Annotated in this window: 22 protein-coding genes; 9 read left to right on the plus strand and 13 right to left on the minus strand. The window is 66.5% G+C overall.

Annotation, left to right across the window (positions count from 1 at the left end):
- On the plus strand, positions 1–1,784 hold a 1,784-nt coding region (locus tag BMW87_RS26020; RefSeq protein ID WP_143062615.1), incomplete at its 5' end, for an AAA family ATPase.
- A gap of 98 nt (positions 1,785–1,882) precedes the next feature.
- Here BMW87_RS26020 and BMW87_RS26025 read toward each other — a convergent pair.
- From BMW87_RS26025 to BMW87_RS26035, 3 genes are all read right to left on the minus strand, one after another.
- A complete protein-coding gene (locus BMW87_RS26025; RefSeq protein WP_093079795.1) occupies positions 1,883–3,202 on the minus strand; it encodes a sulfatase family protein in 1,320 nt (439 codons plus the stop codon).
- Between the two features lie 25 nt (positions 3,203–3,227).
- Complete coding sequence (locus BMW87_RS26030; RefSeq protein ID WP_093057916.1) at positions 3,228–4,214, minus strand: Bug family tripartite tricarboxylate transporter substrate binding protein; 987 nt, start codon at positions 4,212–4,214, stop codon at positions 3,228–3,230.
- Positions 4,215–4,364: 150 nt separating this feature from the next.
- Positions 4,365–5,372, minus strand: coding sequence for a Bug family tripartite tricarboxylate transporter substrate binding protein (locus BMW87_RS26035; RefSeq protein ID WP_093079796.1), 1,008 nt, complete (start codon positions 5,370–5,372; stop codon positions 4,365–4,367).
- Positions 5,373–5,497: 125 nt separating this feature from the next.
- Here BMW87_RS26035 and BMW87_RS26040 point away from each other — a divergent pair, with 125 nt between their 5' ends.
- Positions 5,498–6,427, plus strand: coding sequence for a LysR substrate-binding domain-containing protein (locus tag BMW87_RS26040; RefSeq protein ID WP_256216918.1), 930 nt, complete (start codon positions 5,498–5,500; stop codon positions 6,425–6,427).
- A gap of 4 nt (positions 6,428–6,431) precedes the next feature.
- Here BMW87_RS26040 and BMW87_RS26045 read toward each other — a convergent pair whose 3' ends face one another.
- Positions 6,432–6,686 carry a DUF1488 family protein gene (locus tag BMW87_RS26045; protein ID WP_093079799.1) on the minus strand — a complete coding sequence of 85 codons (255 nt, stop codon included), beginning with the start codon at positions 6,684–6,686 and terminating at the stop codon, positions 6,432–6,434.
- Positions 6,687–6,835: 149 nt separating this feature from the next.
- On the opposite strand from BMW87_RS26045, the gene BMW87_RS26050 reads away from it, so the two are divergent.
- Positions 6,836–7,498, plus strand: a complete 663-nt coding sequence (locus tag BMW87_RS26050) for a suppressor of fused domain protein (RefSeq protein WP_176928914.1) — start codon at positions 6,836–6,838, stop codon at positions 7,496–7,498.
- On the plus strand, positions 7,495–7,917 hold the full coding sequence (locus tag BMW87_RS26055) for a TfoX/Sxy family protein (RefSeq protein WP_093079801.1): 423 nt from the start codon (positions 7,495–7,497) through the stop codon (positions 7,915–7,917). The genes BMW87_RS26050 and BMW87_RS26055 overlap by 4 nt, the downstream gene beginning before the upstream one ends.
- Here BMW87_RS26055 and BMW87_RS26060 read toward each other — a convergent pair.
- From BMW87_RS26060 to BMW87_RS26070, 3 genes are read right to left on the minus strand one after another with little or no spacing between them, the layout of a single operon-like run.
- On the minus strand, positions 7,902–10,298 hold the full coding sequence (locus BMW87_RS26060) for an ATP-binding cassette domain-containing protein (RefSeq protein ID WP_093079804.1): 2,397 nt from the start codon (positions 10,296–10,298) through the stop codon (positions 7,902–7,904). The two genes, BMW87_RS26055 and BMW87_RS26060, sit on opposite strands and share 16 nt — an antisense overlap.
- Before the next feature lie 34 nt (positions 10,299–10,332).
- Positions 10,333–10,743, minus strand: coding sequence for a VOC family protein (locus BMW87_RS26065; protein ID WP_093079807.1), 411 nt, complete (start codon positions 10,741–10,743; stop codon positions 10,333–10,335).
- Between the two features lie 10 nt (positions 10,744–10,753).
- Positions 10,754–11,221 carry a helix-turn-helix transcriptional regulator gene (locus BMW87_RS26070; RefSeq protein ID WP_093079809.1) on the minus strand — a complete coding sequence of 156 codons (468 nt, stop codon included), beginning with the start codon at positions 11,219–11,221 and terminating at the stop codon, positions 10,754–10,756.
- Positions 11,222–11,327: 106 nt separating this feature from the next.
- Here BMW87_RS26070 and BMW87_RS26075 point away from each other — a divergent pair, with 106 nt between their 5' ends.
- The gene (locus BMW87_RS26075; protein WP_093079812.1) at positions 11,328–12,515 is read left to right on the plus strand and encodes a DUF418 domain-containing protein; all 1,188 of its coding nucleotides are present in this window, start codon (positions 11,328–11,330) and stop codon (positions 12,513–12,515) included.
- A gap of 16 nt (positions 12,516–12,531) precedes the next feature.
- Here BMW87_RS26075 and BMW87_RS26080 read toward each other — a convergent pair whose 3' ends face one another.
- The 4 genes from BMW87_RS26080 to BMW87_RS26095 are packed head-to-tail and all read right to left on the minus strand — an operon-like array spanning position 12,532 to position 17,372.
- Positions 12,532–12,951, minus strand: coding sequence for a YbaN family protein (locus BMW87_RS26080; RefSeq protein WP_256216919.1), 420 nt, complete (start codon positions 12,949–12,951; stop codon positions 12,532–12,534).
- A gap of 7 nt (positions 12,952–12,958) precedes the next feature.
- Complete coding sequence (locus tag BMW87_RS26085; RefSeq protein ID WP_093079817.1) at positions 12,959–14,032, minus strand: mechanosensitive ion channel family protein; 1,074 nt, start codon at positions 14,030–14,032, stop codon at positions 12,959–12,961.
- Entirely contained in the window at positions 14,032–16,284 is a 2,253-nt protein-coding gene (locus tag BMW87_RS26090; RefSeq protein ID WP_093057905.1) for an FUSC family protein, read from the minus strand. The genes BMW87_RS26085 and BMW87_RS26090 overlap by 1 nt, the downstream gene beginning before the upstream one ends.
- Before the next feature lie 2 nt (positions 16,285–16,286).
- Complete coding sequence (locus BMW87_RS26095; RefSeq protein ID WP_093079819.1) at positions 16,287–17,372, minus strand: inositol monophosphatase family protein; 1,086 nt, start codon at positions 17,370–17,372, stop codon at positions 16,287–16,289.
- Between the two features lie 112 nt (positions 17,373–17,484).
- On the opposite strand from BMW87_RS26095, the gene BMW87_RS26100 reads away from it, so the two are divergent.
- Positions 17,485–18,216, plus strand: coding sequence for an RNA methyltransferase (locus BMW87_RS26100; RefSeq protein WP_093079822.1), 732 nt, complete (start codon positions 17,485–17,487; stop codon positions 18,214–18,216).
- A gap of 84 nt (positions 18,217–18,300) precedes the next feature.
- Positions 18,301–19,071 (plus strand): serine O-acetyltransferase, encoded by a 771-nt coding sequence (cysE, locus tag BMW87_RS26105; RefSeq protein WP_093057902.1) that lies wholly within the window; start codon positions 18,301–18,303, stop codon positions 19,069–19,071.
- A 22-nt stretch (positions 19,072–19,093) separates the two neighbouring features.
- Here cysE and cadR read toward each other — a convergent pair whose 3' ends face one another.
- Positions 19,094–19,564, minus strand: coding sequence for a Cd(II)/Pb(II)-responsive transcriptional regulator (cadR, locus tag BMW87_RS26110; RefSeq protein WP_093057901.1), 471 nt, complete (start codon positions 19,562–19,564; stop codon positions 19,094–19,096).
- A gap of 70 nt (positions 19,565–19,634) precedes the next feature.
- Here cadR and BMW87_RS26115 point away from each other — a divergent pair, with 70 nt between their 5' ends.
- A complete protein-coding gene (locus BMW87_RS26115) occupies positions 19,635–21,932 on the plus strand; it encodes a heavy metal translocating P-type ATPase (RefSeq protein WP_093079824.1) in 2,298 nt (765 codons plus the stop codon).
- A 16-nt stretch (positions 21,933–21,948) separates the two neighbouring features.
- On the opposite strand, the gene BMW87_RS26120 is transcribed toward BMW87_RS26115, so the two are convergent.
- Entirely contained in the window at positions 21,949–22,521 is a 573-nt protein-coding gene (locus BMW87_RS26120; protein ID WP_093079827.1) for a carboxymuconolactone decarboxylase family protein, read from the minus strand.
- 126 nt (positions 22,522–22,647) lie between these two features.
- On the opposite strand from BMW87_RS26120, the gene BMW87_RS26125 reads away from it, so the two are divergent.
- Positions 22,648–22,965: a winged helix-turn-helix transcriptional regulator gene (locus BMW87_RS26125; protein WP_093057898.1), complete on the plus strand. Its 318-nt coding sequence runs from the start codon at positions 22,648–22,650 to the stop codon at positions 22,963–22,965.
- Positions 22,966–22,970 lie beyond the last annotated feature (5 nt).

Below are 22,970 nucleotides of genomic sequence, written 5' to 3' on the forward strand. Positions count from 1 at the left end.
CGCGCGCTCACGCACCTCGGGTGAGAACTTGTTCGATTTCTTCATGGCTCAATCCTCTCAGAGTGTTGAGCCTCCACAAAAGCCGGGGCGATTCAGACTGCAAGCTGACCGACGAGCAGCTCGACGCTGACACGAAGCTTGCTCGAACGTCGGAGCAAGACGCGTTGCCGTCGATTGACAAGTTGAACGCCGAGAGCTTGTTGCCTGACGTCTGGAACGACGCCCGGAAGCTGCTTGCGCAGAAGCCAGAGATGGCGCATGCGATCGGATACCTCACTCAAAACACCGCGGTCGCGCGTTGGATCGAGATCGGGCTTCCGTTGCATGAGCACAAGGAGAATTGCGAGTTCTGCGGAAATTCTCTGAGCGCGGAGCGGTTGAAGGAGCTCCGCGAGCACTTTTCAAAGGATCAGGCCGACTTCAAGGACAAGCTTGAAATGCTCCTCGAACGTGTTTCCCAGGCCCAACTGGCGTTCGCTCCAGCGAGTGCACTGACGGTGAATGCGCAGTTTCGAGATCGCTATACGGCAGCAGCCGACACTGCGCAGACAGCGGGCGAAGCGCATGACAAGCTCGTAGCCAAGTTGGAAGGGGAGGTGCGAGAGAAAATCGCGGCGCCCTTCGCCGCCCGAGAGTTTGCGACCCTCGACGAGACCGCGGTGGACGCCTGGATCAAGGCAGGAGTAGCGTTGGATAAGGTGATCGGCGAACACAATCAAGTGGCTCAGCACTTCAAGAAGGAGAAGCATGAGGCGATCAAGCGTGCCAAGCTCCACCATGCCCAGGCCTTTTACGAGCGCGAGGATCTGGACGGGCGCGCGGGGAAACAAAAACGATATGGCGCGCGTGTGCAGAAGCTGAAAGCGTGTGGCGAATCGGTCGAAAAGCAGAGGCTCGACCTAGAAGCCACGATCAGCCAATCGCAAAAAGGCCGTGAGGAAATTAACCAGTGCATCGAGAACCTCCTTGGCTCGGACAGCGTGCAGATCAAGGTGCTGAAGATCGCGGGCGAGGAGCGATTCCAGCTGGTGCGACGCGACGGCAGCATCGCTAAGCACCTAAGCGAAGGCGAGAAGACGGCTATCGCCTTCTCGTTCTTCCTAACCAAACTCAAAGAACTCAAGGACTTCGACAAGGCGATCGTCTATATCGATGATCCGATCTCCAGCCTTGACAGCAATCACATCTTTCAGGTTGCTGCAATCATTCGTGAGATCTTCTTTGAGCAGGCAGGAGGGCCGGGAGGGGAGTGGAAGACGAAGTGCCAGCAGGTCTTTTTCTCCACGCACAACTTCGAATTCTTCGGACTTCTCCGCGAGCTGCCGGTGAGCGCGAAGAAGACCTCAAATTACTTGATCAAGCGAGTCTCGCCAACCGCATCGACTTTCGGGAATATGCCGGATTCGATGTCCAAGTACTCCTCGGAATATCACTTCCTCTTCTCGGTGCTAGATGATTTCAGGAACGCCACGGACAAGTCCGACTACAAGGTGCTGATGCACATTCCCAATGCGGTACGTCGCTTCGTGGAGCTCTACACATATGCAAAATATCCTGATTCGGTCAACGGAACGGTAGACCAACGCGCCGAGAGGCTGTTTGGCCGGGAAAAGTCCAAGCGCATATTGAAGGTTCTGCACTACTTCTCACATGCCAACAACATCGAACGCATTGCCTCGAATACCGACCTAATCTGCGACATCGAGGCTGCGGTAGATGATCTGATCTCACTCATCGAAGTGCAAGACCCATTGCACTTTGAAGCGCTTAGATCCGCCCTTTGAGATGGCTCGATCATGTCTACCGGTGCAGGCCTTCGGGCCTTGCGTCTTCGGGGGGACATGCGCTCGCTTTCTACGGCAAGAGCCCTTGCTGTCGCCCCTCACCTCTGTGGCATATCCCGAACCGAATACCCCAAACTAACCGTCGCATCCTCCGGAATAGCAGGCATCGTCGCATTCCAAGCCGCCCAGTCCGCCCGCATTGCAGCCAGTCGTTCAGGCTCCTTCTTCCCCAGATTCGCCCGCTCGCGCTCATCCGCAGGAATGTTGAACAGGTACTCGTTCCCGTCCACCTTCAGGTACTTCCAGTCCCCATCGCGCATCGCTTCCTGCCCGCGATGGTTCATGCGCCAGTGCAGCGGCCTGCGAAAGCTGTGCTTCGCGTCTTTCAGCACGGGCATCAGCGACACGCCGTCCAGCGGATAGTCCGAGTGCGCTGAAACTCCGGCCGCGTCGAGCATGGTGGCCGACCAGTCCATGGTCATGCACAGCTGCGTGCTCTCGCCGCCTTTGCCAATCACCGCGGGCCAGTGCGCGATCCATGGCACGCGGATGCCGCCTTCGGTCAAATCCATCTTGCCGCCTACCAGCGGCCAGTTGTCCGAGAAGCGTTCGCCGCCGTTGTCGCTGGTGAACACCACCAGCGTGTTGTCGGCCATGCCGTGCTTTTGCAGTGCGGCCATGATCCAGCCGATGCCTTCGTCCATGTGATGAATCATGCGGCGGTACACATGAATGTTGCCGCCGGCCAGGTCGAACAGGTTGTCCTTCACGGTGGGCGCCTTGGCGGCGTCGTCACGCGTTTCCCATGGCCAGTGCGGGGCGGTGTAGTGCAGGCTCAGGAAGAAGGGCGCTTCCTGCTCTGACATGCGCTCCACATACTCGACCGCGCGCTTGGAGAGGATGTCGGTGAGGTAGCCCTCTTCCTGCTTGTCTTCTTCGCCAAACCACAGGTCGTGGCGGCCGGTGGAATCGCAGTGGGTGAAGTAGTCGACGCCGCCCGACATGGGCCCGAAGAATTCGTCGTACCCCGAGCGCAGCGGGCCGAAGGTGGGCGGGTAGCCCAGGTGCCATTTGCCGATGAGCGCGGTCTGGTAGCCGCTGGCTTTCAGCAATGACGGCAGGGTGGGGTGGTCGGTGGGCAGGCCGAGCGTGGTGCTGCCGCGGCTCTTGCTGTTGATGGGCTCTTCGGCGGCGCCGCGCAGGCGGTACTGGTAGCGGCCAGTGATCATGCCGAAGCGCGTGGGCGAGCACACGGGCGAGTTCGCGTAGCCCTGCGTGAGCTTCAGGCCGTTGGCAGCCAGGCCGTCGAGCACGGGCGACACGGGGCCGAACACGGCATCGCGGCCGCCGTAGCAGCCGAGGTCTGCATAGCCGAGGTCGTCGGCAACGATGAAGATGATGTTGGGTCTGGTGGTCATGTCTCTTTGACGTTTCTTTCGGGGGTCAGGGTTGGTAGCCTGACTTCTGCACTACGGGCGCCCACTGCGCGCGGTAGGCCTTGAGCATGGCAGCGGTCTGTGCCTGGGTGCTCACCACCGGCGTCATGCCGGAGTCCTTGAACTTGCGTTGCGTGTCCGGGTCTTGCATGACTTCGCGGATCAGGTTGGACAGGCGCTCGACCTTGTCCTTCGACATGCTGTTCGGCGCGAAGAAGGTGTTCCAGCCGGTGGCGGAAAGGTCGAGGCCGGCTTCCTTGAAGGTGGGCACGTTCGGCGCAAAGGGCGAGCGCTTGGCGCCCGACAGCGCCAGGATGCGCAGCTTGCCCGCCGCATGCTGCGGCACCACCACGTCTTCGGTGTCGACGGCAATGGGCACCTGTCCGCCGATCAGGTCGTTCAGCAGCGGGGCCGAGCCGCGGTAGCCGATCACCTGGGTCTGCACGTTGGCCTTTTCTCCGACCATGAGGCCGAAGAAGTGCGGCAGGCTGCCGGTGGCCGGCACGCCCACGTTGGCCTGCGTGGGGTTGGCGCGCATCCAGGCCAGCAGATGGTTCAGCTCGCGCACGGGCAGGCTGGGCGAGACGGCAAGCGCAAAGTTGTAGTCGTTGACGTACGACACGGGCACGAAGTCGCGCTCGGGGTCGTAGTTGTTGTCCTTGAAGACCAGCGGCGCGACGATCATCACGGCGGGGTTGGCGAGCATCAGCACGTTCTGGTTGGCGGGCGTGATCTTCACCTGCTGCGCCGCAAGGCGGCCGCCCGCGCCGGGCTTGTTGTCGACCACCACCGCCACGCCCAGCTTGGCGCCGAGCTTGTCGCCCACGATGCGCGCCACGCGGTCGGTGGCGCCGCCGGGGGCGTAGCCGACCACGATGTGCAGGGGTGTGTCGAACTTGGCCTGGGCGCTTGCCTGGGTGGCGAAGGCCGCCGCAAAGCCGGCAATGGCCAGCAGGCCGGCGGCGCGGCGGGTGAAAAGGGAGGTCGGCAGCATGATGGGCAAGTCCTTGTCGTCGTCTTCGGTCGGGCGGTGACCAGTAAGTGTGACCGCGAGGCTCGCGGTTGCGGACGATTCTGAAGACGCTGCGTTCGATTGATCAAATCAACCATTGCCGGGGTTTACCCCGCGACAACACCGGCCTCATCAGTCCACCTTCATGCCGGTTGCCTTGACGATGCGGCCGTAGCGCGCCTGGCTGGCGGCCAGGTGCTCGCTGGCCGCGCTGCCGGTTTCGCCGAGCGGCACCATGTCGAGCGAGGCCAGCCGGGCCTTGACCTCGGGCAGGGCCATCGCCTTCTGCAGCGAGGCTCGCAGCGTCTGCATCACCGGTTCGGGCGTGGCGGCGGGCACCATCGAGATATAGAGCACCTCGAACTCCAGGCCCTTCAGGCCCAGTTCGCCCACGGTGGGCACCTGCGGCAGCAGCGGCGAGCGTTGCTTGCCGGTAACGGCCAGCGCGCGCAGCTTGCCCGACTGCACCTGCGGCAGCAGGCCCGGCGTGGCGAGGATGCCGGCCTGCACCTCGTCGCCCATCAGCGCCAGCACGGCGGGCGAGTTGCCCTTGTAGGGCACGTGCGTGATCTTCGCGCCCGTTTCGGTTGCAAAGATCTCGGCGGCAATGTGGCCGGGGCTGCCGTTGCCTGCCGAGCTGAAGGTGGCCGGCTCGGCCTTGGCCTGCGTGATGAACTCGGGCAGCGTCTTCGCCTTGACGCCCGGGGCCACGCCGAAGCTCAGGCCCGAAGAGCTGAAGATCATCAGCGGCTTCAGGTCTTTGGCCGCGAAGGGCATCGACGCGTACAGATGCGGATTGATGGTGAAGGTGCTGTCGATGCCCAGCAGCACGGTGTAGCCGTCTGCCGGGCTCTTGGCGACCAGGTCGGCGCCGATGTTGCCGCCGGCGCCGGGCCGGTTGTCGACGATGAAGGGCTGCTTCAGGTCTTTCTGCAGCGCATCGGCCAGCGCGCGGCCGAGGATGTCGATGGGGCCGCCTGCGGGGAAGTTGGTGAGGAACTTCACCGCCTTGGTGGGGTAGGGCGCATCGGCTGCGGTGGCGTGGGTGGCGATGGTGCCAAGGGCGAGTGCCGCGCAGGTAGTGATGGCAAAGGCAAGGCGGCGTGTGCCGCCGAAGGCTTTCGGTGAACCGGTGGTCATGTCTCTGTTTGTCTCCTTGTTGGAGGCAACTCTAGGAGGCTGGGAGCACCGGTACAACTGAAAGCTCTTCTGCCAGGTATTCCAAATGGTTATATTCAAACGGCCGCTCGCTCAAGGAAAGCCCCATGTCAGCCATGAACTTTGCGCGCCTGAAGCTGCGCCATCTGCAATGCCTCGTGATGGTGGCGCAAGAGCGCAACCTCGTGCGCGCGGCCGAGGCGCTGTCGCTTACACAGCCGGCGGTGTCCAAGACCATTGCCGAGCTGGAAGAGATCGTCGGCCGCCAGCTGCTGCTGCGCCGCCGCCGCGGCGTGGAGCTCACGCCGGCCGCCGAGGTGCTGGTGCGCCATGCCGTCTCTGCCCTGCGCGGCCTGCGCGAAGGCATGGGCCTGGCCATGGACCAGCCCGAGGCCGACCAGTTGCGCGTGGCCGTTGGCGCCTTGCCGAACATGGTGGCCAACCTGCTGCCCGAAGCCGTCGCCCTGCTGAACGAAGCGCACCCCGCGCTGCGCGTGCGCGTGATGAGCGGCACCAATGCGCAGCTCATGACGCAGCTGCGCCAGGGCGAAATCGACGTCGTGCTCGGCCGCCTCGCGCAAGCCTCGGCGATGGCTGACCTGGCCTTCGAACAGCTCTTCAGCGAGCCGCTGCTGTTGGTGGTGCGCCCCGGCCATCCGCTCGCGTCACGGCGCAAGCCGACGCTCGACGCGCTGGCCGCGCACCCGCTGGTGTTGCCGGTGTCGGGCACGCTCATCAGGCACACGGCCGATGCCTTCCTGATCGCGCAAGGCCTGGCGCTGCCCAATCGGCTGGTGGAGGCGACCGACACGAGCTTCGTGGTGGGGCTGCTGCAGCGCTGCGACGCAGTATGGTTCGCGCCGCAAGGAGCGGTGGAAGGCTTCATCGCGCGCGGCGAGTTGAAGCGCGTGGCCATCGACACGTCGAGCACCGAAGGCCCGGTCGGGTTCACGGTGCGCCGCAGCGGCGAGCTGGGGGAGGGCGCGCGGCTGCTGCTCGCGACGATCCGCGGGATCGTGCTCAAGCGAAAGGGTTGAGGCCCTAGGCGGGAGCCTTGAGGTCGTTTTCCCGCAGCATCACGGGCTCCATCGAGCCCTGCGCCAGCCGGCGTCGCACGGCCGCGTCGATTTCCTGGGCATGAAGGCCGTAGGTGTTCAGTGGGTCGGCGTCTTCGCCGGTGCGGTAGTGATAGCGCAGGGTTTCCCTTCCGATGCTTGCGTTCACGTCGTGGCCTTCCACCGCCACCGAAAAGCGCACCGTGCCCGAAGCGTCGTGAAAGAAGGGGGCGTCAGCCATCGCAAGGCCTGGTGTGTGTCATGGGAGTCCTTTCGGTGATGCGCAGAAAGACATCCGCGTGGGGCACTCTAGTCCTTAATGCCGGTGGCGTCTGTCCGGTCTCACGCTTATGCTCTCGTCGGCATGGACATACAGAGGAGGAGCAGCCGATGAGTTCGTTGGAAGAAGTCTGGGCCTACCGCGAGGAGACCCTTTACCCGCAGCTGTTCGGTGAAAAGCACAACGGCATCTTCGTGCTGGACCACGACGACTTCACGTCGCTGGGCGCCGAAAACATCGATCCGCGCTGGCTGCACCTCGGCGTGTTCGAGTTCGAGCCGACGCCCACGCGCAACTCGTGGCTCTACGTCACTTCGGGCGGATCGACGCCCTGGGAGACGGAGCCTGCCGACTACAACCCCGAGGAATATTCGTGGCTGGGTTCCGAGCTGGTCATCGAGGTGCCCTCGCAGCCCAAGGACCAGTGGCCGATCAAGCTGCTGCGCCGGCTGCTGGCCTACAACGTGCTGCTCGCGCACGGGCAATTCGGTGAAGACAAACCGCTGCTCGACTACGGCGGCCGCATCCCCATTGGCGATGTGATCCGCGAGAAGGGCGCCATCGGCCTGCGCTGCGTTGTGCTGGCTGAGCCGAAGCACTACCCCGCCACGGCGCAGCTGGCCTCGGGCCAGTTCGACTTTCTTCATGCCGTGGGTATTACCGATTCAGAAAAGGACTGGGCCAGGGCGCACAGCTCCGAAGCGCTGCTCCGGCTGCTCGAAGTGCATGGTGGCTTCCCCGTGACGGACCCGCGACGCAAGGCCGTCGCATGAGCCGTGCAAAAGGAGCTACAGCCGCACCAACAAAGTCCGAACCGTCGCGTGAGCGTGCGCTCGAGCTGGCCGAGTCGCTGCATGCGATGGGCCCGATCGAGGTCAAGCGCTTCTTCGGCGGCTTCGGTCTGGTCATGCAGGGTGTGCAGTTCGCCTTCGTCATGAAGAGCACGCTCTACTTGCGAGTGGACGACACCACCCGCCCGGAGTTCGAACGCATCGGAGCAACGCCTTTCACGTATGCCACGCGCGTCTCGAACGTCAAGGTGGCGAGCTACTACCAGGCGCCGGTCGATGCGATGGACGACCCGCACGTGCTGCGCGAATGGGCCGTGAAGGCGTATGCGAGCGCGGTGGGCGCGCAGCGGCCTAAGCCTGCTGCGCCGCGCAAGAAGCGCCCCGCTCAGGCGCCGACGTAGGCCGCGAGATGCTCGCCCGTGAGGGTGGAGCGGCTGGCGACGAGGTCAGCAGGCGTGCCCTCGAACACGACCCGGCCGCCGTCATGCCCGGCGCCGGGGCCGAGGTCGATGATCCAGTCGGCGTGCGCCATCACCGCCTGGTGGTGCTCGACGACGATGACCGACTTGCCTGCATCCACCAGCCTGTCTAGCAGGCCGAGCAGTTGCTCGACGTCGGCAAGGTGCAGGCCGGCTGTCGGCTCGTCGAGCACGTACACGCCGCCTTTCTCCGCCATATGAGTGGCCAGCTTGAGCCGTTGCCGCTCGCCGCCTGAAAGCGTGGTGAGCGGCTGGCCCAGGCTGAGGTAGCCGAGCCCGACGTCGGCCAGCCGGTCGAGGATGGCGTGCGCAGCCGGCGTGCGTGCATCGCCAGCGCCGAAGAACTCTTTGGCTTCAGTCACCGACATGGCGAGCACTTCGCTGATGTCGCGCCCGCCGAAGTGATGCTCGAGCACCGAGGCGTGAAAGCGCTTGCCCTCGCACTCTTCGCAGGTGGTGGCAACGCCGGCCATCATCGCGAGGTCGGTGTAGATGACGCCGGCGCCGTTGCAGGCGGGGCAGGCGCCCTCGGAGTTGGCGCTGAACAGGGCAGGCTTCACGCCGTTGGCCTTCGCAAACGCATTGCGGATCGGGTCGAGCAGCCCGGTGTAGGTGGCAGGGTTGCTGCGCCGCGAGCCGCGTATCGAGCCCTGGTCTACCGACACCACGCCCGCGCCGGCAGGAATCGACCCGTGCACGAGCGAGCTCTTGCCGGAGCCAGCCACTCCCGTCACGACGACCAGCACGCCGAGCGGCACGTCGACGCTCACGTTGCGCAGGTTGTGCGTCTTCGCGCCGCGGATCGGCAGCTTGCCAGTGGGCTTGCGCACCTTCTTCTTCAGAGCGGCCCGGTCGTCGAGGTGCCGGCCTGTGAGGGTGCTGCTGGCGCGCAACGCCTCGACGGTACCCTCGAAACAGACGGTGCCGCCGGCAGTGCCCGCGCCGGGGCCGAGGTCAACGACGTGGTCGGCGATGGCGATGGCCTCGGGCTTGTGCTCCACGACGAGGACGGTGTTGCCCTTGTCGCGCAGCCGCAGCAGCAGGCTGTTCATGCGCTGGATGTCGTGGGGGTGCAGCCCGATGGTCGGCTCGTCGAAGACGTAGGTCACGTCGGTGAGCGAGGAGCCGAGATGGCGAATCATCTTCGTGCGCTGCGCCTCGCCGCCCGAGAGCGTGCCCGAGGGACGATCGAGGCTCAGGTAGCCGAGCCCGATTTCCACGAACGAGTCGAGCGTGTGCGCCAGCTTGGCGAGCAGCGGCGCCACAGAAGGCTCGTCGAGGCCGCGCACCCATTCGGCCAGGTCGCTGATCTGCATGGTGCATGCATCGGCGATGTTGATCTTCTTGATCTTCGAAGACCGGGCCGCCTCGCTGAGCCGGGTGCCTTCGCACTCGGGGCAGGTGCTGAACGTTACTGCCCGCTCCACGAAGGCGCGGATGTGCGGCTGCATGGCATCGACGTCTTTCGCGAGGAAAGACTTCTGCACCTGCGGAATCAGTCCCTGGTAGGTGAGGTTGATGCCATCGACCTTGATCTTGGTCGGCTCCTTGTGGAGCAGGGCGTCGAGCTCTTTCTTGGTGAACTTGCGGATCGGCTTGTCGGGGTCGAAGAAGCCGCAGCCGTTGAAGATGCGGCCGTACCAGCCCTCCATGCTGAAGCCGGGAATGGTGAGCGCGCCCTCGTTGAGCGACTTGCTGTCGTCGTAGAACGCCGTCAGGTCGAAGTCGGTAATGGCGCCCCGGCCTTCGCAGCGCGGGCACATGCCGCCGGTGCGATTGAAGCTTTGCTTCACGGTCTTGCTGGTGCCGCGTTCGACGGTGATGACGCCGGTTGCCTTGACCGATGGCACGTTGAATGCAAAGGCGCTCGGCGAGCCGATGTGCGGTTTGCCGAGGCGGCTGAAGAGAATGCGCAGCATCGCGTTGGCGTCGGTCGCGGTGCCGACGGTGGAGCGCGGGTCGCCGCCCATGCGCTCCTGGTCCACGATGATCGCGGTCGTCAGGCCGTCGAGCACGTCGACCTCGGGCCGCGCCAGCGTTGGCATGAAGCCCTGCACGAAGGCGCTGTAGGTTTCGTTGATGAGCCGCTGCGACTCCGCGGCGATGGTGCCGAACACCAGCGAACTCTTGCCCGAGCCCGAGACGCCGGTGAACACCGTCAGCCGCCGTTTGGGCAGCTCGACGCTGATGTCCTTGAGGTTGTTCACGCGCGCGCCCTGCACGCGGATCAGGTCGTGGTGGTCGGCGGCGTGCGGTGCGTTTTTCTGCGTGTCCTTCGAGTCCTTCTTTGGGGCCTTGCTCATCGTGTCTCCGTGTCTCCGTCTTTGGGGTGATGGGTCAGCGCAGTTGCTGGATGCGGATCATGTTGCCCGCCGGGTCGCGCACGGCGCAGTCGCGAACGCCGTAGGGCTGCTCGGTCGGCTCCTCGACGATCTCGGCCTTGGCGGCCTGCAGCCGCGCGAAGGCGCCGTCGAGGTCCTTGGTGGCAAACAGGATCGTGGCGTAGGTGCCCTTGGCCATCATCTCGGCGATGGTGCGGCGCTCGTCGTCGGTGAGGCCGGGCGTGGCGGCCGGCGGATACAGCACGATCGAAATGCCGGGCTGGCCGGCGGGGCCGATCGTGATCCAGCGCATGCCGCCGTATCCGACGTCGTTGCGAATCTCGAAGCCGAGGGTGTCGCGGTAGAAGGCCAGCGAGGTTTCCGGGTCGTCGTGCGGGAGGAAGGTCGAGTGAATGGTGATGTTCATGGCGATAGTGCTAGGTAGGCAGGGGTGGCGATGCTAGCTGCGGCTCCGGGGCCGGCGCTTCTCGATTCCTGATCGGTCGTGTCACCTGCTTGGCCACGCACGAAGGCATTCCCTCGGTCGCGCTCGCTTCCTGGCGCCGGTAGCTGCCGGGCGGCATGCCGACGAGTTCGGTGAAGCGGGTGGTGAAGGTGCCCAGCGATCCGCAGCCGACCGCGAAGCAGACCTCGGTAACGCTGAGGTCGCCGCGGCGCAGCAGCGCCATTGCGCGCTCGATGCGCCGCGTCATCAGGTAGGCATACGGCGGCTCGCCGTAGGCGATGCGGAACTGGCGGCTCAGGTGCCCGGCCGACATGCCCGCGTCGCGGGCAAGCGTTTCAAGGTCCAGTGGCTGCGCGTATTCGCGGTCGATCCGGTCGCGAACGCGGCGCAGCCGTGCGAGGTCGCGCAGTTGCTGCGCGGCGGTGGGTCTGCTGGTCATCCGGCGGATCGTGCCATGGTGCGCCGCAGTGCTCAAGCCGAGTGGGGCGTTCGAGATCAAGGGGCTTTTGAACCGCAGATCGGCCGCTTGGTCTAATGGTGGACTCATGAGAAAAGTCGACCCTGAACGCCAGTCGCTGGTCGACGCCCTGCGCGGCTTCGCGCTGCTGGGCATCCTTGTCGTGAACATCGCGAGCTTTTCCTCGACCTACTACGGCGTCGGCGTGCCCGATCCGATGGCGCAATCGGCACTGGAGCGCGCGGCCCTGCTCGTCAGGACGCTGGTGTTCGAGACCAAGTTCTATCTGCTGTTCTCCTTTCTCTTCGGCTACAGCTTCACCTTGCAGATGCGCGCGGCCGAACGCGACGGCAAGCCCTTCGCGCCGCGCCTGCTGCGGCGCCTGGGGGCGCTGTGGGTCATCGGCCTGTTGCATGCTGTGGTGCTCTATCACGGCGACATCCTCACCACCTATGCGGTGCTGGGCGCGGTGCTGCTGATGCTCCGGCGGCGCAGCGATGTATTCCTCGCTCGCTGCGCGGTCGGGCTGGTGCTGGCGACGGCGCTGCTCTGGGCTGGCATGGGGTATCTGTGGGCGCTGGCCGGCATTCCGCAGGACACGATGCGCAATGCCTACGGCGAGGCGGCTGCGGCACTGGGGGCCTATCGCGGAACGCCCGCCACGGTGATCGTCCAGCACCTGCGCGAGCTGTCGCAGATCTGGTGGGTCACGGGGCTTGTGCAGGCGCCGACGGCGCTGGCGATGTTCTTCGCGGGCTTCATCGCCGGGCGGCGCGGACTCTTCGCGAACGCCGATGCGCATCGTGCGCTGTTCCGGCGACTGCTGTTCTGGGGGCTGGCCATCGGGCTGCCGGGGGCCCTGGTGTATGCCTTTCCGTCGATACGGCTGGACAACGCTGTCCGCGAGCTCTATGGCCTCGCGGCCACGCTGCTGACGGCGCCTTTTCTTGCCGCCGCCTATGCCTCAGGCCTGGTGCTGCTGATGCAGACGCCGCGCGGTCACGTGCTCGAAGGCCTGCTGGCGCCGGCGGGGCGCATGGCGCTGACCAACTACCTGATGCAGTCGCTGGTGTGCGCATGGCTCTTCCTGGCGTACGGGCTGCGCTGGATCGGCACGGTCGGCCCGCTCGCGGCAACGGCCATCGCCTTCGCGATCTTCGCGGCGCAGCTGGTGCTGAGCCGCTGGTGGATGAGCCGCTTCGTCTACGGGCCGGTGGAGTGGCTGCTGCGCGCGTTCACGAACCTCGCGCTTCCTGCGATGCGTCGCAGGCGCTGATCCCCGGTCGCAATGCTCACGGTGTCGGCGGGGCTGGGGGAGGAGGAACAGGCCGCGACCACAGCCACGCCAGCACCGTCGCCATGCACGCGATGGCCAGTACGGCGAGCCAGGTGCGGTGTGCGGTGAAAGAAACGATCACCGCGCACACCGCCATCGTTGCCGTCGCGCTCCACTTGGCGCGGCGGCTCACGGTACGGCCGTTGGCCCAGTTGTGCAGCAGCGGGCCGAACAGGCGGTGATTCAGCAGCCAGGCGTGCAGCCGCGGCGAGCTGCGGGCCGCGGCCCATGCGGCCATCAGGATGAACACCGTCGTTGGCATGCCGGGCACGACGACGCCGATGAGGCCGAGCACCAGGCACAGCAGCGCAAAGCCGTACAGCAGGGCCCGCGTGAGCGCGGAGTGCCGTTCGGGGGGCGGTTGCTCTGGCTTCAAGGCTGGATCAGGCCACAGCCTGCTGGTGTTCGCGCTCCTGGTTGCCTTCGCTCGCGATGCGCGTCTTCGGCAGGAACTGCGGGTACTCGCGCTGCATGAAATCGATCAGCCCCTCGCGCACGCTGCAGCGCAGGTCGAAGGCCAGCCCCGAGGTGGCGGCGGTGCAGAGCACGCGGACCTGCACGGTGCGCTCGGTGGCGTCGGTCACGCGCAGGTTGAAGAAGCGGCCGTCCCACTCGGGCGCGGCCTTCACGATGCGCTCTGCCTCTTCGCGCAGCGGCGCGAGCGGCATGCCGTAGTCGACGTAGATGAAGACCGAGCCGAGCAGCTGGGCCGAGTGACGCGTCCAGTTCTGGAACGGCTTCTCGATGAAATAGGTGAGCGGCAGGATCAGGCGCCGGTCGTCCCAGATGCGGATGACGACGAAGGTGCCGGTGATTTCTTCGACGCGGCCCCATTCGCCTTCGACCACCAGCACGTCGTCGATGCGGATCGGCTGCGCCAGCGCAATCTGCAGGCCGGCGATGAGGTTGCTGAACACCGGCTTGGCCGCAAGACCGGCCACGATGCCGATCACGCCGGCCGAGGCCAGCAGGCTCGCGCCCACCTGGCGCGCGCCGGGAAAGGTCATGAGCATCATCGCGCCGCCGGCCACCACGACCACTGTCATGGCGGTGCGCGCAAGCACGCGGGTCTGCGTGAGCACGCGACGAGCCTGCAGGTTGTCGGCGATGTCGGAGGGGTTTTGCGCCAGCACGCCGTCGGCGAAACCGCTGATGGCCTTCACCGTGAGCCAGGTGGCGGCGGCGATGAGCAGCAGTCCATTGAGGTGGCGAACGTTGCCGATGAAGCGAAGGTCGTCAGGCGCCGCCTGGAAGATGAGCAGCAGCGCCACCAGCGGCAGCACGAGCCGCGCCGGCGCGTTGCAGTTGATCACCATCGCGTGCACCGTGGGTACGGGGCGGGTGATGCGCTTCAGGACAAGGCCGCCGATGCGGTGAACCAGAAGAGCGAGCGGGATGGCGACGAGGATGGCAATCCATGTGCCGAACCAGGGGTGGGCAAGTATCTCTTTGGTCATCAGGCGGTGGTCGTCGTGGCTGCTGTTGTCTCGTTCAGGGGTTGAAGAATTCGCGCCGCGTCGTCGCGCAGCTGCGTGGCCAGGGCCGTGGCCAGGTCGAGCCGGCGCAGCAGCCAGGGGCTGATGTCGTTGTCGAACGGGTCGGGCAGGGGGATCGGGCCACCGACGGTGGTCGAGCCGGCGCTCTCGGGGTGAGAGGGGCCGGTGGTGGGAGTGGTTCCGATGGCCGCCTCGATGCGCTGCGCGGTGCGGCTGATGGGGCCCTCGACCTCTGCCGGCGTGAGGCGGTCGCGCCGCAGCACGAGCATCGACTTCACCGCGCTCAGTTGCGCGAGCAGCTGGTAGCTGTGGGCCTGCAGGTGTTCGAGCGGCTCCAGCGGCGGCTGCACCGCGCGCGGCTCCGACAGCGAGCGCTGCGTGGCCTGCACCAGCGCCGAGAGGCTGTCGTAGGCCTCGCGGCGCGCGAGACGCCATTCGAGCTCGGGGCTGCTGTCGATGGCCTGCAGCTGGCCCAGGCCGAGCGCCAGGCGCGCATGCCGGGCCTGCGCGGTGAGCACGCGCGACACCAGCGCCGGAATCTGCGTGCGCTCCCACGAGGGCAGCACGTAGCAGAAGCCCCAGGCCAGCGCTGCGCCGATGAGCGTGTCGGCGATGCGCTCGAACAGCGCGAAGATGGGCGCCACGCCCACGTTCAGCATGTGGGCCTGCACCAGGCCGAGCACGGTGGCCGCCACGGCGGTGATGAGGTAGCGCCGCACCGCGAAGCTGTGCGCAATGGCCTGCGCCACGGTCACGATCACCAGCAGCATCAGCGCCGACGGGTGCGCCGACAGCAGCCCCACCGCGAGCACGCAGCCCAGCAGCGTGCCGGCCACGCGCGCGTTGCGCCGCTCCAGCGTCTGCGAGAGGCTGCCGCGCAGCACGACCACGATGGTCAGCAGGATCCAGTAGTCGTGAGAGCCCCAGGGCATCGACACAGCGATGGCGTAGCCCGCGGCAATGGCCAGCGCCGCGCGAATGGCGTGGCGCAGCGGCGGCTGGTCCCAGCGCCACAGCGTGAGGAAGGGGCGCAACGACCAGTCGGTCGGGCTCACGAAGAGCTGCCAGTTGGCGCGCACCACGGCAAGGTTGGGCTCGGCATCGCCGCGCGCCATGGCCGACAGGCGCAGCACTTCGTCGTTGATGTGGCCGATGCGGCTGGCCAGCCCGCGCGCGAGCATGGCAGCCGTGGGGCCGATGTGGCCGCCGCCTCCACCGTGCATGTTTGCGCTGTCGTCGGCCGAAACGTGGATGGCCGCGAGGCGCGGGCGCCGGTCGGCCACGGCTTCGGGGTGGCGGCCCATCATGAGGGCGTCGGCCAGCGCGATGGTTTCGTCGGCGAGTTCTTCGAGCACGCAGCGCATTTCGATCAGCGCCTCGGCATGTGCGGGGTGGGCACGCAGGGTGTCCAGGTCGAGCTCGCTGGCCAGCAGCTGGTCGCGCATTTCGAGCACGATCACCAGCATGGCGGCCAGGCGCTGGCGGCGCGGGGTGCGCGGCGATTCGAGCACGATGTCGCGCGTGGCCTGCAGCTGGTCGGCCAGCGCGGCCTGTTCACGCAGTAGCTGGCCCAGCACCGGCGCGGGGGTGTCGCGCACGTCGCGGGTTTCGTCCTGCGGCAGGAACTGGCTGGCCTCGGTGCGCATCAGCGCGGCCAGCGAATACAGCACGTCGGCTACCGACTGGGTGCGAAAGCGCCCGTTGAGTGCCAGGTTGGCGAGCGTGGCCCAGATCACGTACAGGCCCGCGCCCAGGCCGAAGTGCCAGGTGCGCTCCAGCGCGTCGGCCATGCCGGTGGGGGCCGGCGTGGCCATGGAGAACACCATCGAGAACATCACCGCGATCGCGATCGGGATGCCCCGCTTGCCCCAGGCCATGGCCAGGAAGGCCATGAAGGTGGCGGGCACCAGCAGCAGCCCGAGGCGGATTGGCGCGGTGTGCAGCATCTGCACGGCAAAGAACAGCGGCAGGCCGATGAGCGGCGCCGGCAGCATCTGGAAGAACTTGCCGCGGCGCGGGCCGGGCAGGTCGGGCGGCGCGGTGACGATCACGCCGGTGGCGGCGGCCGAGGCAGCGATGGTGCCGAGCCAGAAGTGGATGCCGCCCGAGATGAACAGCAGGCCCAGCGCAACGGTGAGCCCGCTCGCGACGTAGTGGCTCAGCGCAATGCGCAGAGCGGCACGAACGCGGGGCGCGGCGTTGGGCCCCAGCATCGTCACTTGGCGGAAGCGTCGCCCTCGCGGGGCTGGGAAGGCTGGGAAGACTGGGGAGAGGCACCGTTGGCGGGCGCGTCACGGCGCACGCGCGTGAGCTTGCGGGGAGCGGGCTTCGCTTCGGCGGCGGCCGGGGTGGCGCCTTCGGCCGCTTCGTCGGCAAAGTCGACCACGGTGCTGCGGGCGTAGAGGTCGACCGAGGCATCGTCCGCGTTCGACTTGGTCGAGGCGGACACGGCGCGCACGCGGTCGCTGGCGCGCAGCTTGTCGTCGACGTTGGCGAACTTGGAGTACTTGGCGAGCAGCGGCACCAGCTGGCCGTAGATGCGTGGGGCGCCGGCCAGGCATTCGCGCTGCTCGAGGAATTCGGGCTCGCCCGTGAAGTTGCCGATGAGGCCGCCGGCCTCGGTAACCAGCAGCGAACCCGCGGCCACGTCCCAGGGGTTCAGGCCGGTTTCGAAGAACGCGTCGGTGAAGCCGGCGGCCACGTAGGCCAGGTCGAGCGCAGCGGCGCCGGGGCGACGCAGGCCGGCCGCGCGGGGCATCATGTCCGCCATGATGGCCAGGTACTGCTTGAAGTTGTCGCCGGTGCGGAACGGGAAGCCGGTGGAAATCAGGCACTCGTTGAGGCGGGTGCGCTTCGAGACGCGGATGCGGCGCTCGTTCATGTAGGCGCCGCGGCCCTTGGTGGCGGTGAACAGGTCGTTGCGGGTGGGGTCGTAGACCACGGCCTGCTCGATCTTGCCGCGCACCGACAGTGCGATGGACACGCAGTACACAGGGAAGCCGTGGATGAAATTGGTGGTGCCGTCGAGCGGATCGATGATCCAGACGTAGTCGGAGTCTTTGGCGCCGTATTCGGTGCCCGATTCTTCGGCCAGGATGCCGTGCCCCGGGTATGCGCCAAGCAGCGTCTCGATGATCGCTTTTTCGCTGGCGTGATCGACTTCGGTGACGAAGTCGTTGACCTGCTTCTGGGAGATGCGCACGGCCTCGACGTCGAGGGCGGCGCGGTTGATGATCGCGCCGGCGGCGCGTGCGGCCTTGACGGCCACGTTGAGCATGGGATGCAGGTTGGGGGACGACATTCTGGATTGTGAGAAGAACGGTGGGGTTGGTCCCCCGGAGGCGACCCGGCGATGCGGGCGGCGAGAATCGGGCATTTTACCGGCTCCGCCCGTTAGTGTCTCCAAACCCGCCATGCGCACCCGTTTCATCCTGATCCAGACCAGTCACGCCGGCAATGTGGGCGCCGCCGCCCGCGCCATGAAAACCATGGGTTTCGACGACCTCGTGCTGGTGGCGCCCCGCTGGGCCAACGTGCTGCGGCGCGAGGAAACCATCCAGCGCGCGAGTGGTGCGCTCGACGTGCTGACCAACGCCCGCATCGTCGAAACGCTGGACGAAGCCCTGGACGGCGTGACCCACCTGTGCGCCACGGCCATGATCCCGCGCGACTTCGGCCCGCCCACCCGCACGCCCCGGGAGCACCTGGAGCCGCTGGCGAAGCAGGGCGACCAGCACGTGGCTTTCCTGTTCGGCTCCGAGCGTTTCGGCATGCGGAACGAAGACGTCTACCGCTGCAACGTGGCGCTGAGCATCCCGACCGACCCGAAGTTCGGCTCGCTGAACCTGGGCGCGGCAATCCAGGTGGTTGCTTATGAATGGCGGCTGGCGCTCGGCGGCTACGAGGTGCGCGAGGCCACCAACCCGGTGCAGGCGGCCGATGCGCAGGCCGTGGCCGGCATGCTCGATCACTGGGAGCGCTCCCTCGTGGAGATCGGCTTTCTCGACCCAGAGGCGCCCAAGAAGCTGATGCCGAGGCTGCAGCAGCTCTTCAACCGCGCCCAGCCCACGCCGGAAGAAATCCACATCCTGCGCGGCATCGCCAAGGCCATGAGCGACGCCACCCGCCCGCCGCGAGGCTCGTAGCCTTTTAAAACCTTATCGCCTGTAAGCGATGACGGCGGGTTATAGACTGCCCGCCCCATATCGATATAACGACAAAAGGCAGCGATGTTCTCTCGACTGCGCGCCGACATCCGGTGCATCCTCGAACGCGACCCGGCCGCCCGCAGCGCCTGGGAAGTGATCACGGTCTACCCCGGCTTCCATGCCGTGGTGCTGCATCGCTGGGCACACGCCTGTTGGACGCATGGCTTCAAGTGGCCCGCCCGCTTCATTGCGCACTGGGCGCGCTGGATGACCGGCATCGAGATTCACCCGGCGGCCAAGATCGGCGAGCGGGTGTTCTTCGACCATGCCATGGGCGTGGTGGTCGGCGAAACGGCCGAGATTGGCGACGGCTGCACCATCTATCAGGGCGTGACGCTGGGCGGCACCTCGCTCTACAAGGGCACCAAGCGGCATCCGACGCTGGGGCGCAATGTGGTGGTGAGCGCGGGGGCCAAGGTGCTGGGCGGGTTCGTCGTTGGCGACGGCGCGAAGATCGGCAGCAATGCGGTGGTCATCAAGCCGGTGCCGGCAGGGGCGACGGCGGTGGGCATTCCCGCGCGCATCATCCCGTCGAAGACCGACGAGAGCGCCGATGTGGCCGAGCCGCAGAAGTTCTCCGCCTACGGCATCACGCTGGACGATGACCCGCTGAGCCAGGCGCTGCGCGGGCTGGTCGACAGCGCGTCGGGGCAGGAGCACCAGATCGCGCTGTTGTGGCAGGCCATCGAGAAGCTGTCGGCGCAGCCCGGCACCAAGGACTGCGTGCCCGGCGACGCGGCGCGCGACGAGAGCTTCGAGGCGGACAAGCTCACGCAGCTCATCGGCAAATAGCAAGCCCGGCCGGCCGGCCTGACTAGCCGGCGCGCTTGGCGGGCGCGTGCAGCGCCCCATGCACGTGGCCTGCGTGCTGACTGAAGGCCTCGGGTGCGAGCGCGGCGGTGTCCAGTTCCTGCAGGATGCCGCAGGCGCTTGCCGATTCGGGGCCACAGCACTGTTGGCGCAGCGCCTTCAACTGCTTTTCCAATGTCTTGAGCTCGGTGATGCGCGCAGCCACGTGGCCGATGTGGTCGTCCAGCAGCTGGTTGACCTCGCCGCAGTCTTCCTGTGGTGCGTCGCGAAATTTCAGCAGGCTGCGGATCTCGTCGAGGGTCATGTCCAGCGAGCGGCAACGGCGGATGAAACCCAGGCGCTGGGCGTGGTCTTCGTCGTAGATGCGGTAGTTGCCGTCGGTGCGCGCGGGCTCGGGCAGCAGTCGCTCGCGCTCGTAGTACCGGATGGTTTCGACCGGCGTGTTCGCGACCTTGGCCAGTTCACCGATTTTCATGATGCGGCAAATGTACGAGTGGAAATGAGCGGTTGACTCTACACCTGCTTCAGGGTTTCCAATCGATTCCATGACGAATCAGACCACTCTGAGCCCGGTCACTCCGGCCCTTCACCCGCACGATCACGACCATGGTCACAGCCATGCGCACGGACAGACGCATGCGCATGCTCCGGCCGAAACCTCCTGCTGCGGCAACCCGGTCTGCGGCTCGTCGCCAGCCGTCGTCGACACGGCCGACATCCCGAAGGGCGCCTTGCTCTTTCGCATTCCCACGATGGATTGCGCCGTCGAAGAGTCCGAGATCCGCCGCGCGCTGGAGCCGGTAGCCGGTGTCCAGGGTCTGCGCTTTCGCCTCGGCGAACGCACGATGGCAATCACGGCGGACGCTGCTGCCCTGCCCCTGGCGCTCGATGCAATCCGCAAGGCCGGCTTCAAGCCCGAGCCTGTAGTCGAAGCGACAGGCGCGAAACCCGTCGCGCCAGCGCGCATTGCGGGCATGAGCATGGGCCTCGCGCGCCTCGTCGCCGCATTGGTGCTGGCCATCGCGGCCGAGTCGATCTCCTTCATGGGGCTCGAGGGCAAGGGCTTCATGGCCGCCGAGATGGTGCTCGCGCTGGGCGCCATAGGCCTTGCCGGACTCGACACCTACAAGAAGGGCTTCGGCGCATTGGTGCGCGGGCGCCTCAACATCAATGCCCTGATGGCCGTGGCCGTGACGGGCGCTTTCATCATCGGCCAGTGGCCCGAAGCCGCGATGGTGATGGCGCTCTATGCGATTGCCGAGCTCATCGAAGCCCGCACCGTGGACCGCGCGCGCAACGCCATCCAGAGCCTGCTGGCGCTCGCGCCCGAGCAGGCCGAGGTGAAGCAGGCCGACGGCAGTTGGAAGACTGTGATGGCCGACACCGTGGTGCTCGACACCATCGCGCGTATCCGCCCCGGCGAACGCGTGCCCCTCGACGGCGTTGTCACCGCCGGCATCAGCGCCATCGACCAGGCACCAGTCACGGGCGAGAGCATTCCGGTCGACAAGACCATCGGCGACGCCGTGTTCGCAGGCACCATCAACCAGACCGCCGCGCTGGAGTTTCGCGTGACGGCCGTGGCGGCCAACACCACGCTCGCGCGCATCATCCACGCGGTCGAAGAGGCACAGGGCTCGCGCGCGCCGACGCAGCGCTTCGTCGACAGGTTTGCCGCCATCTACACGCCCACCGTCTTCGTGCTGGCGCTGGCCGTCGCGACGCTCACGCCGCTGTTCATGGACTGGACCTGGCTGCAGGCCATCTACAAGGCGCTGGTGTTGCTGGTCATCGCATGCCCGTGTGCGCTGGTGATTTCCACGCCCGTCACGGTGGTGAGCGCGCTCGCATCGGCCGCACGGCGCGGCATCCTCATCAAGGGCGGTACCTACCTTGAGGAGGCACGCAAGCTCAAGGCCGTTGCGCTCGACAAGACGGGCACCATCACGGAAGGCAAGCCGAAGCTTGTGGAGTCCGTGCTGATCGACGCATCGGGCAACGAAGCTACGGTGTTCGCCATTGCCGCCAGCATCGCGGGCCGCTCCGATCACCCCGTGTCGAAGGCCATTGCCGAAGGCTTGAAGGGGCAGCGGGACGAGGTCGGCGACTTCACCGCGCTGCCCGGCCGCGGCGTGCAGGCCACGCACGCGGGGCAGTCCTACGTGCTCGGCAACCACCGCCTGATCGAGGAACGTGGCCTGTGCACGCCGTCGCTCGACGCCGAATTGAAGCGCCATGAAGAAGCGGGCCGCACTGTCACGTTGCTCGCATCGGACAAGGCCGTGCTCGCGCTGTTTGCCGTGGCCGACACCATCAAGGAATCGTCGCAGGCCGCGGTTGCGGAGCTGCGCGCGCTTGGCGTCGTGCCCGTGATGCTCACCGGCGACAACACCGCCACGGCAAAGACCATCGGCGCCCACGCCGGCATCGACGACGTGCGCGGCAACCTGCTGCCCGAGGAAAAGCTCGACGCCATCAAGGCCATGCAGCAGCGCTACGGCGCGGCCGCGATGACCGGCGACGGCATCAACGATGCCCCCGCGCTCGCGCAGGCCGACATCGGCTTCGCGATGGGCGGGGCCGGCACCGACACCGCGATGGAAGCGGCCGACGTGGTCATCATGAACGACGACCTGCGCCGCATCCCCGAGACCATCCGCCTTTCGCGCCGCGCGCATTCGGTGCTGTGGCAGAACATCACGCTCGCGCTGGGCATCAAGGGCGTGTTCTTCGTGCTCGCCGTGTTCGGCAGCGCGACGATGTGGATGGCGGTGTTCGCCGATATGGGTGCGAGCCTGCTGGTGGTGGCGAACGGGCTGCGGTTGATGCGCGTGCCGAAATAGGTTGTTGCTGTCGGCCTTACCAGCGCGCTGCCCACTTCTCCAGCGGCACGCGCGCTGCATTGCACACGTAGCTCACCGAGTGGTACCAGCCCGCGAGCATCATCAGCTCGACCAGCTGCGCGTGGCTCCAGTGTGCGTTCAAGGCTTCCCAGAGCGCATCGTCTACGTCGCTGGTGTCGTGCAGCTGGTCGACCATTGACACCAGCAGCCGATCGCGCGCCGCGAGCAATGAGAGATCTTCGTCTGGCGAGGCCATCACGCGCCGATCGGTCTCGCTGAAGCCGGCCGCGTCTGCAAAGCCGGTCCAGTGCACACCCCATTCGTACTCCGCGCCGCAGCGGGCGCAGACCCGCAGGATCACGATCTCGCGTTCGCGCAGGCTGATGGCGGCCTTGCGGCCGAGCAGGTAGCGACCCAGGTCGAGCGTGCGCTCGGCCAGCGCGGGGTTCACGGCCATCACGCGGAACAGCGCGAGAACTTCGGGCGCCTGTGGCGGCGTCATGCGCGTGAGCAGTTCGCCGATGGGTTCGGGGTAGGGGGCTTCGAGTGGGGGGATCCTCGGCGCGCGGTTCGCGGCTGTCTCGGCCATGGGTGATTCCTTCGATGAAGTGGATGAAGTCGCTACGGAAAGCGTAGCGATCGGGCGCAGTCTATCGCTACGAAATGCGTAGCGCAAGGACGTACACTCGCCAATCAGTCATTCGAAGGATTCGGCATGGAAGACGCACAACCCACGGCATCGCGCCGACCCATCATGCGGCTGCTGGAGCAGCTCGGCCGCAAGGGCACGCTGCGCATCCTGTGGGAGCTGCGCGACGGCCTGCCGCAGAGTTTCAGGGCGCTGCGCGTCAGCACGGACGACATGTCGCCCTCGGTGCTGAACGACCGGCTCAAGGAGCTGCGTGCCGTCGGCGTGGTCGAGCTTGCCGACGCAGGCTATGTGCTCACCGAGTCGGGCAGCGAACTCGTCAAACGCCTCACGCCGCTGAACCAGTGGGCCAACCGCTGGCTCGACGACGCGGCTTCGAACTAACATCG

This window comes from Variovorax sp. OV084 (assembly GCF_900111625.1).
Classification (GTDB): Bacteria; Pseudomonadota; Gammaproteobacteria; order Burkholderiales; family Burkholderiaceae_C; genus Variovorax.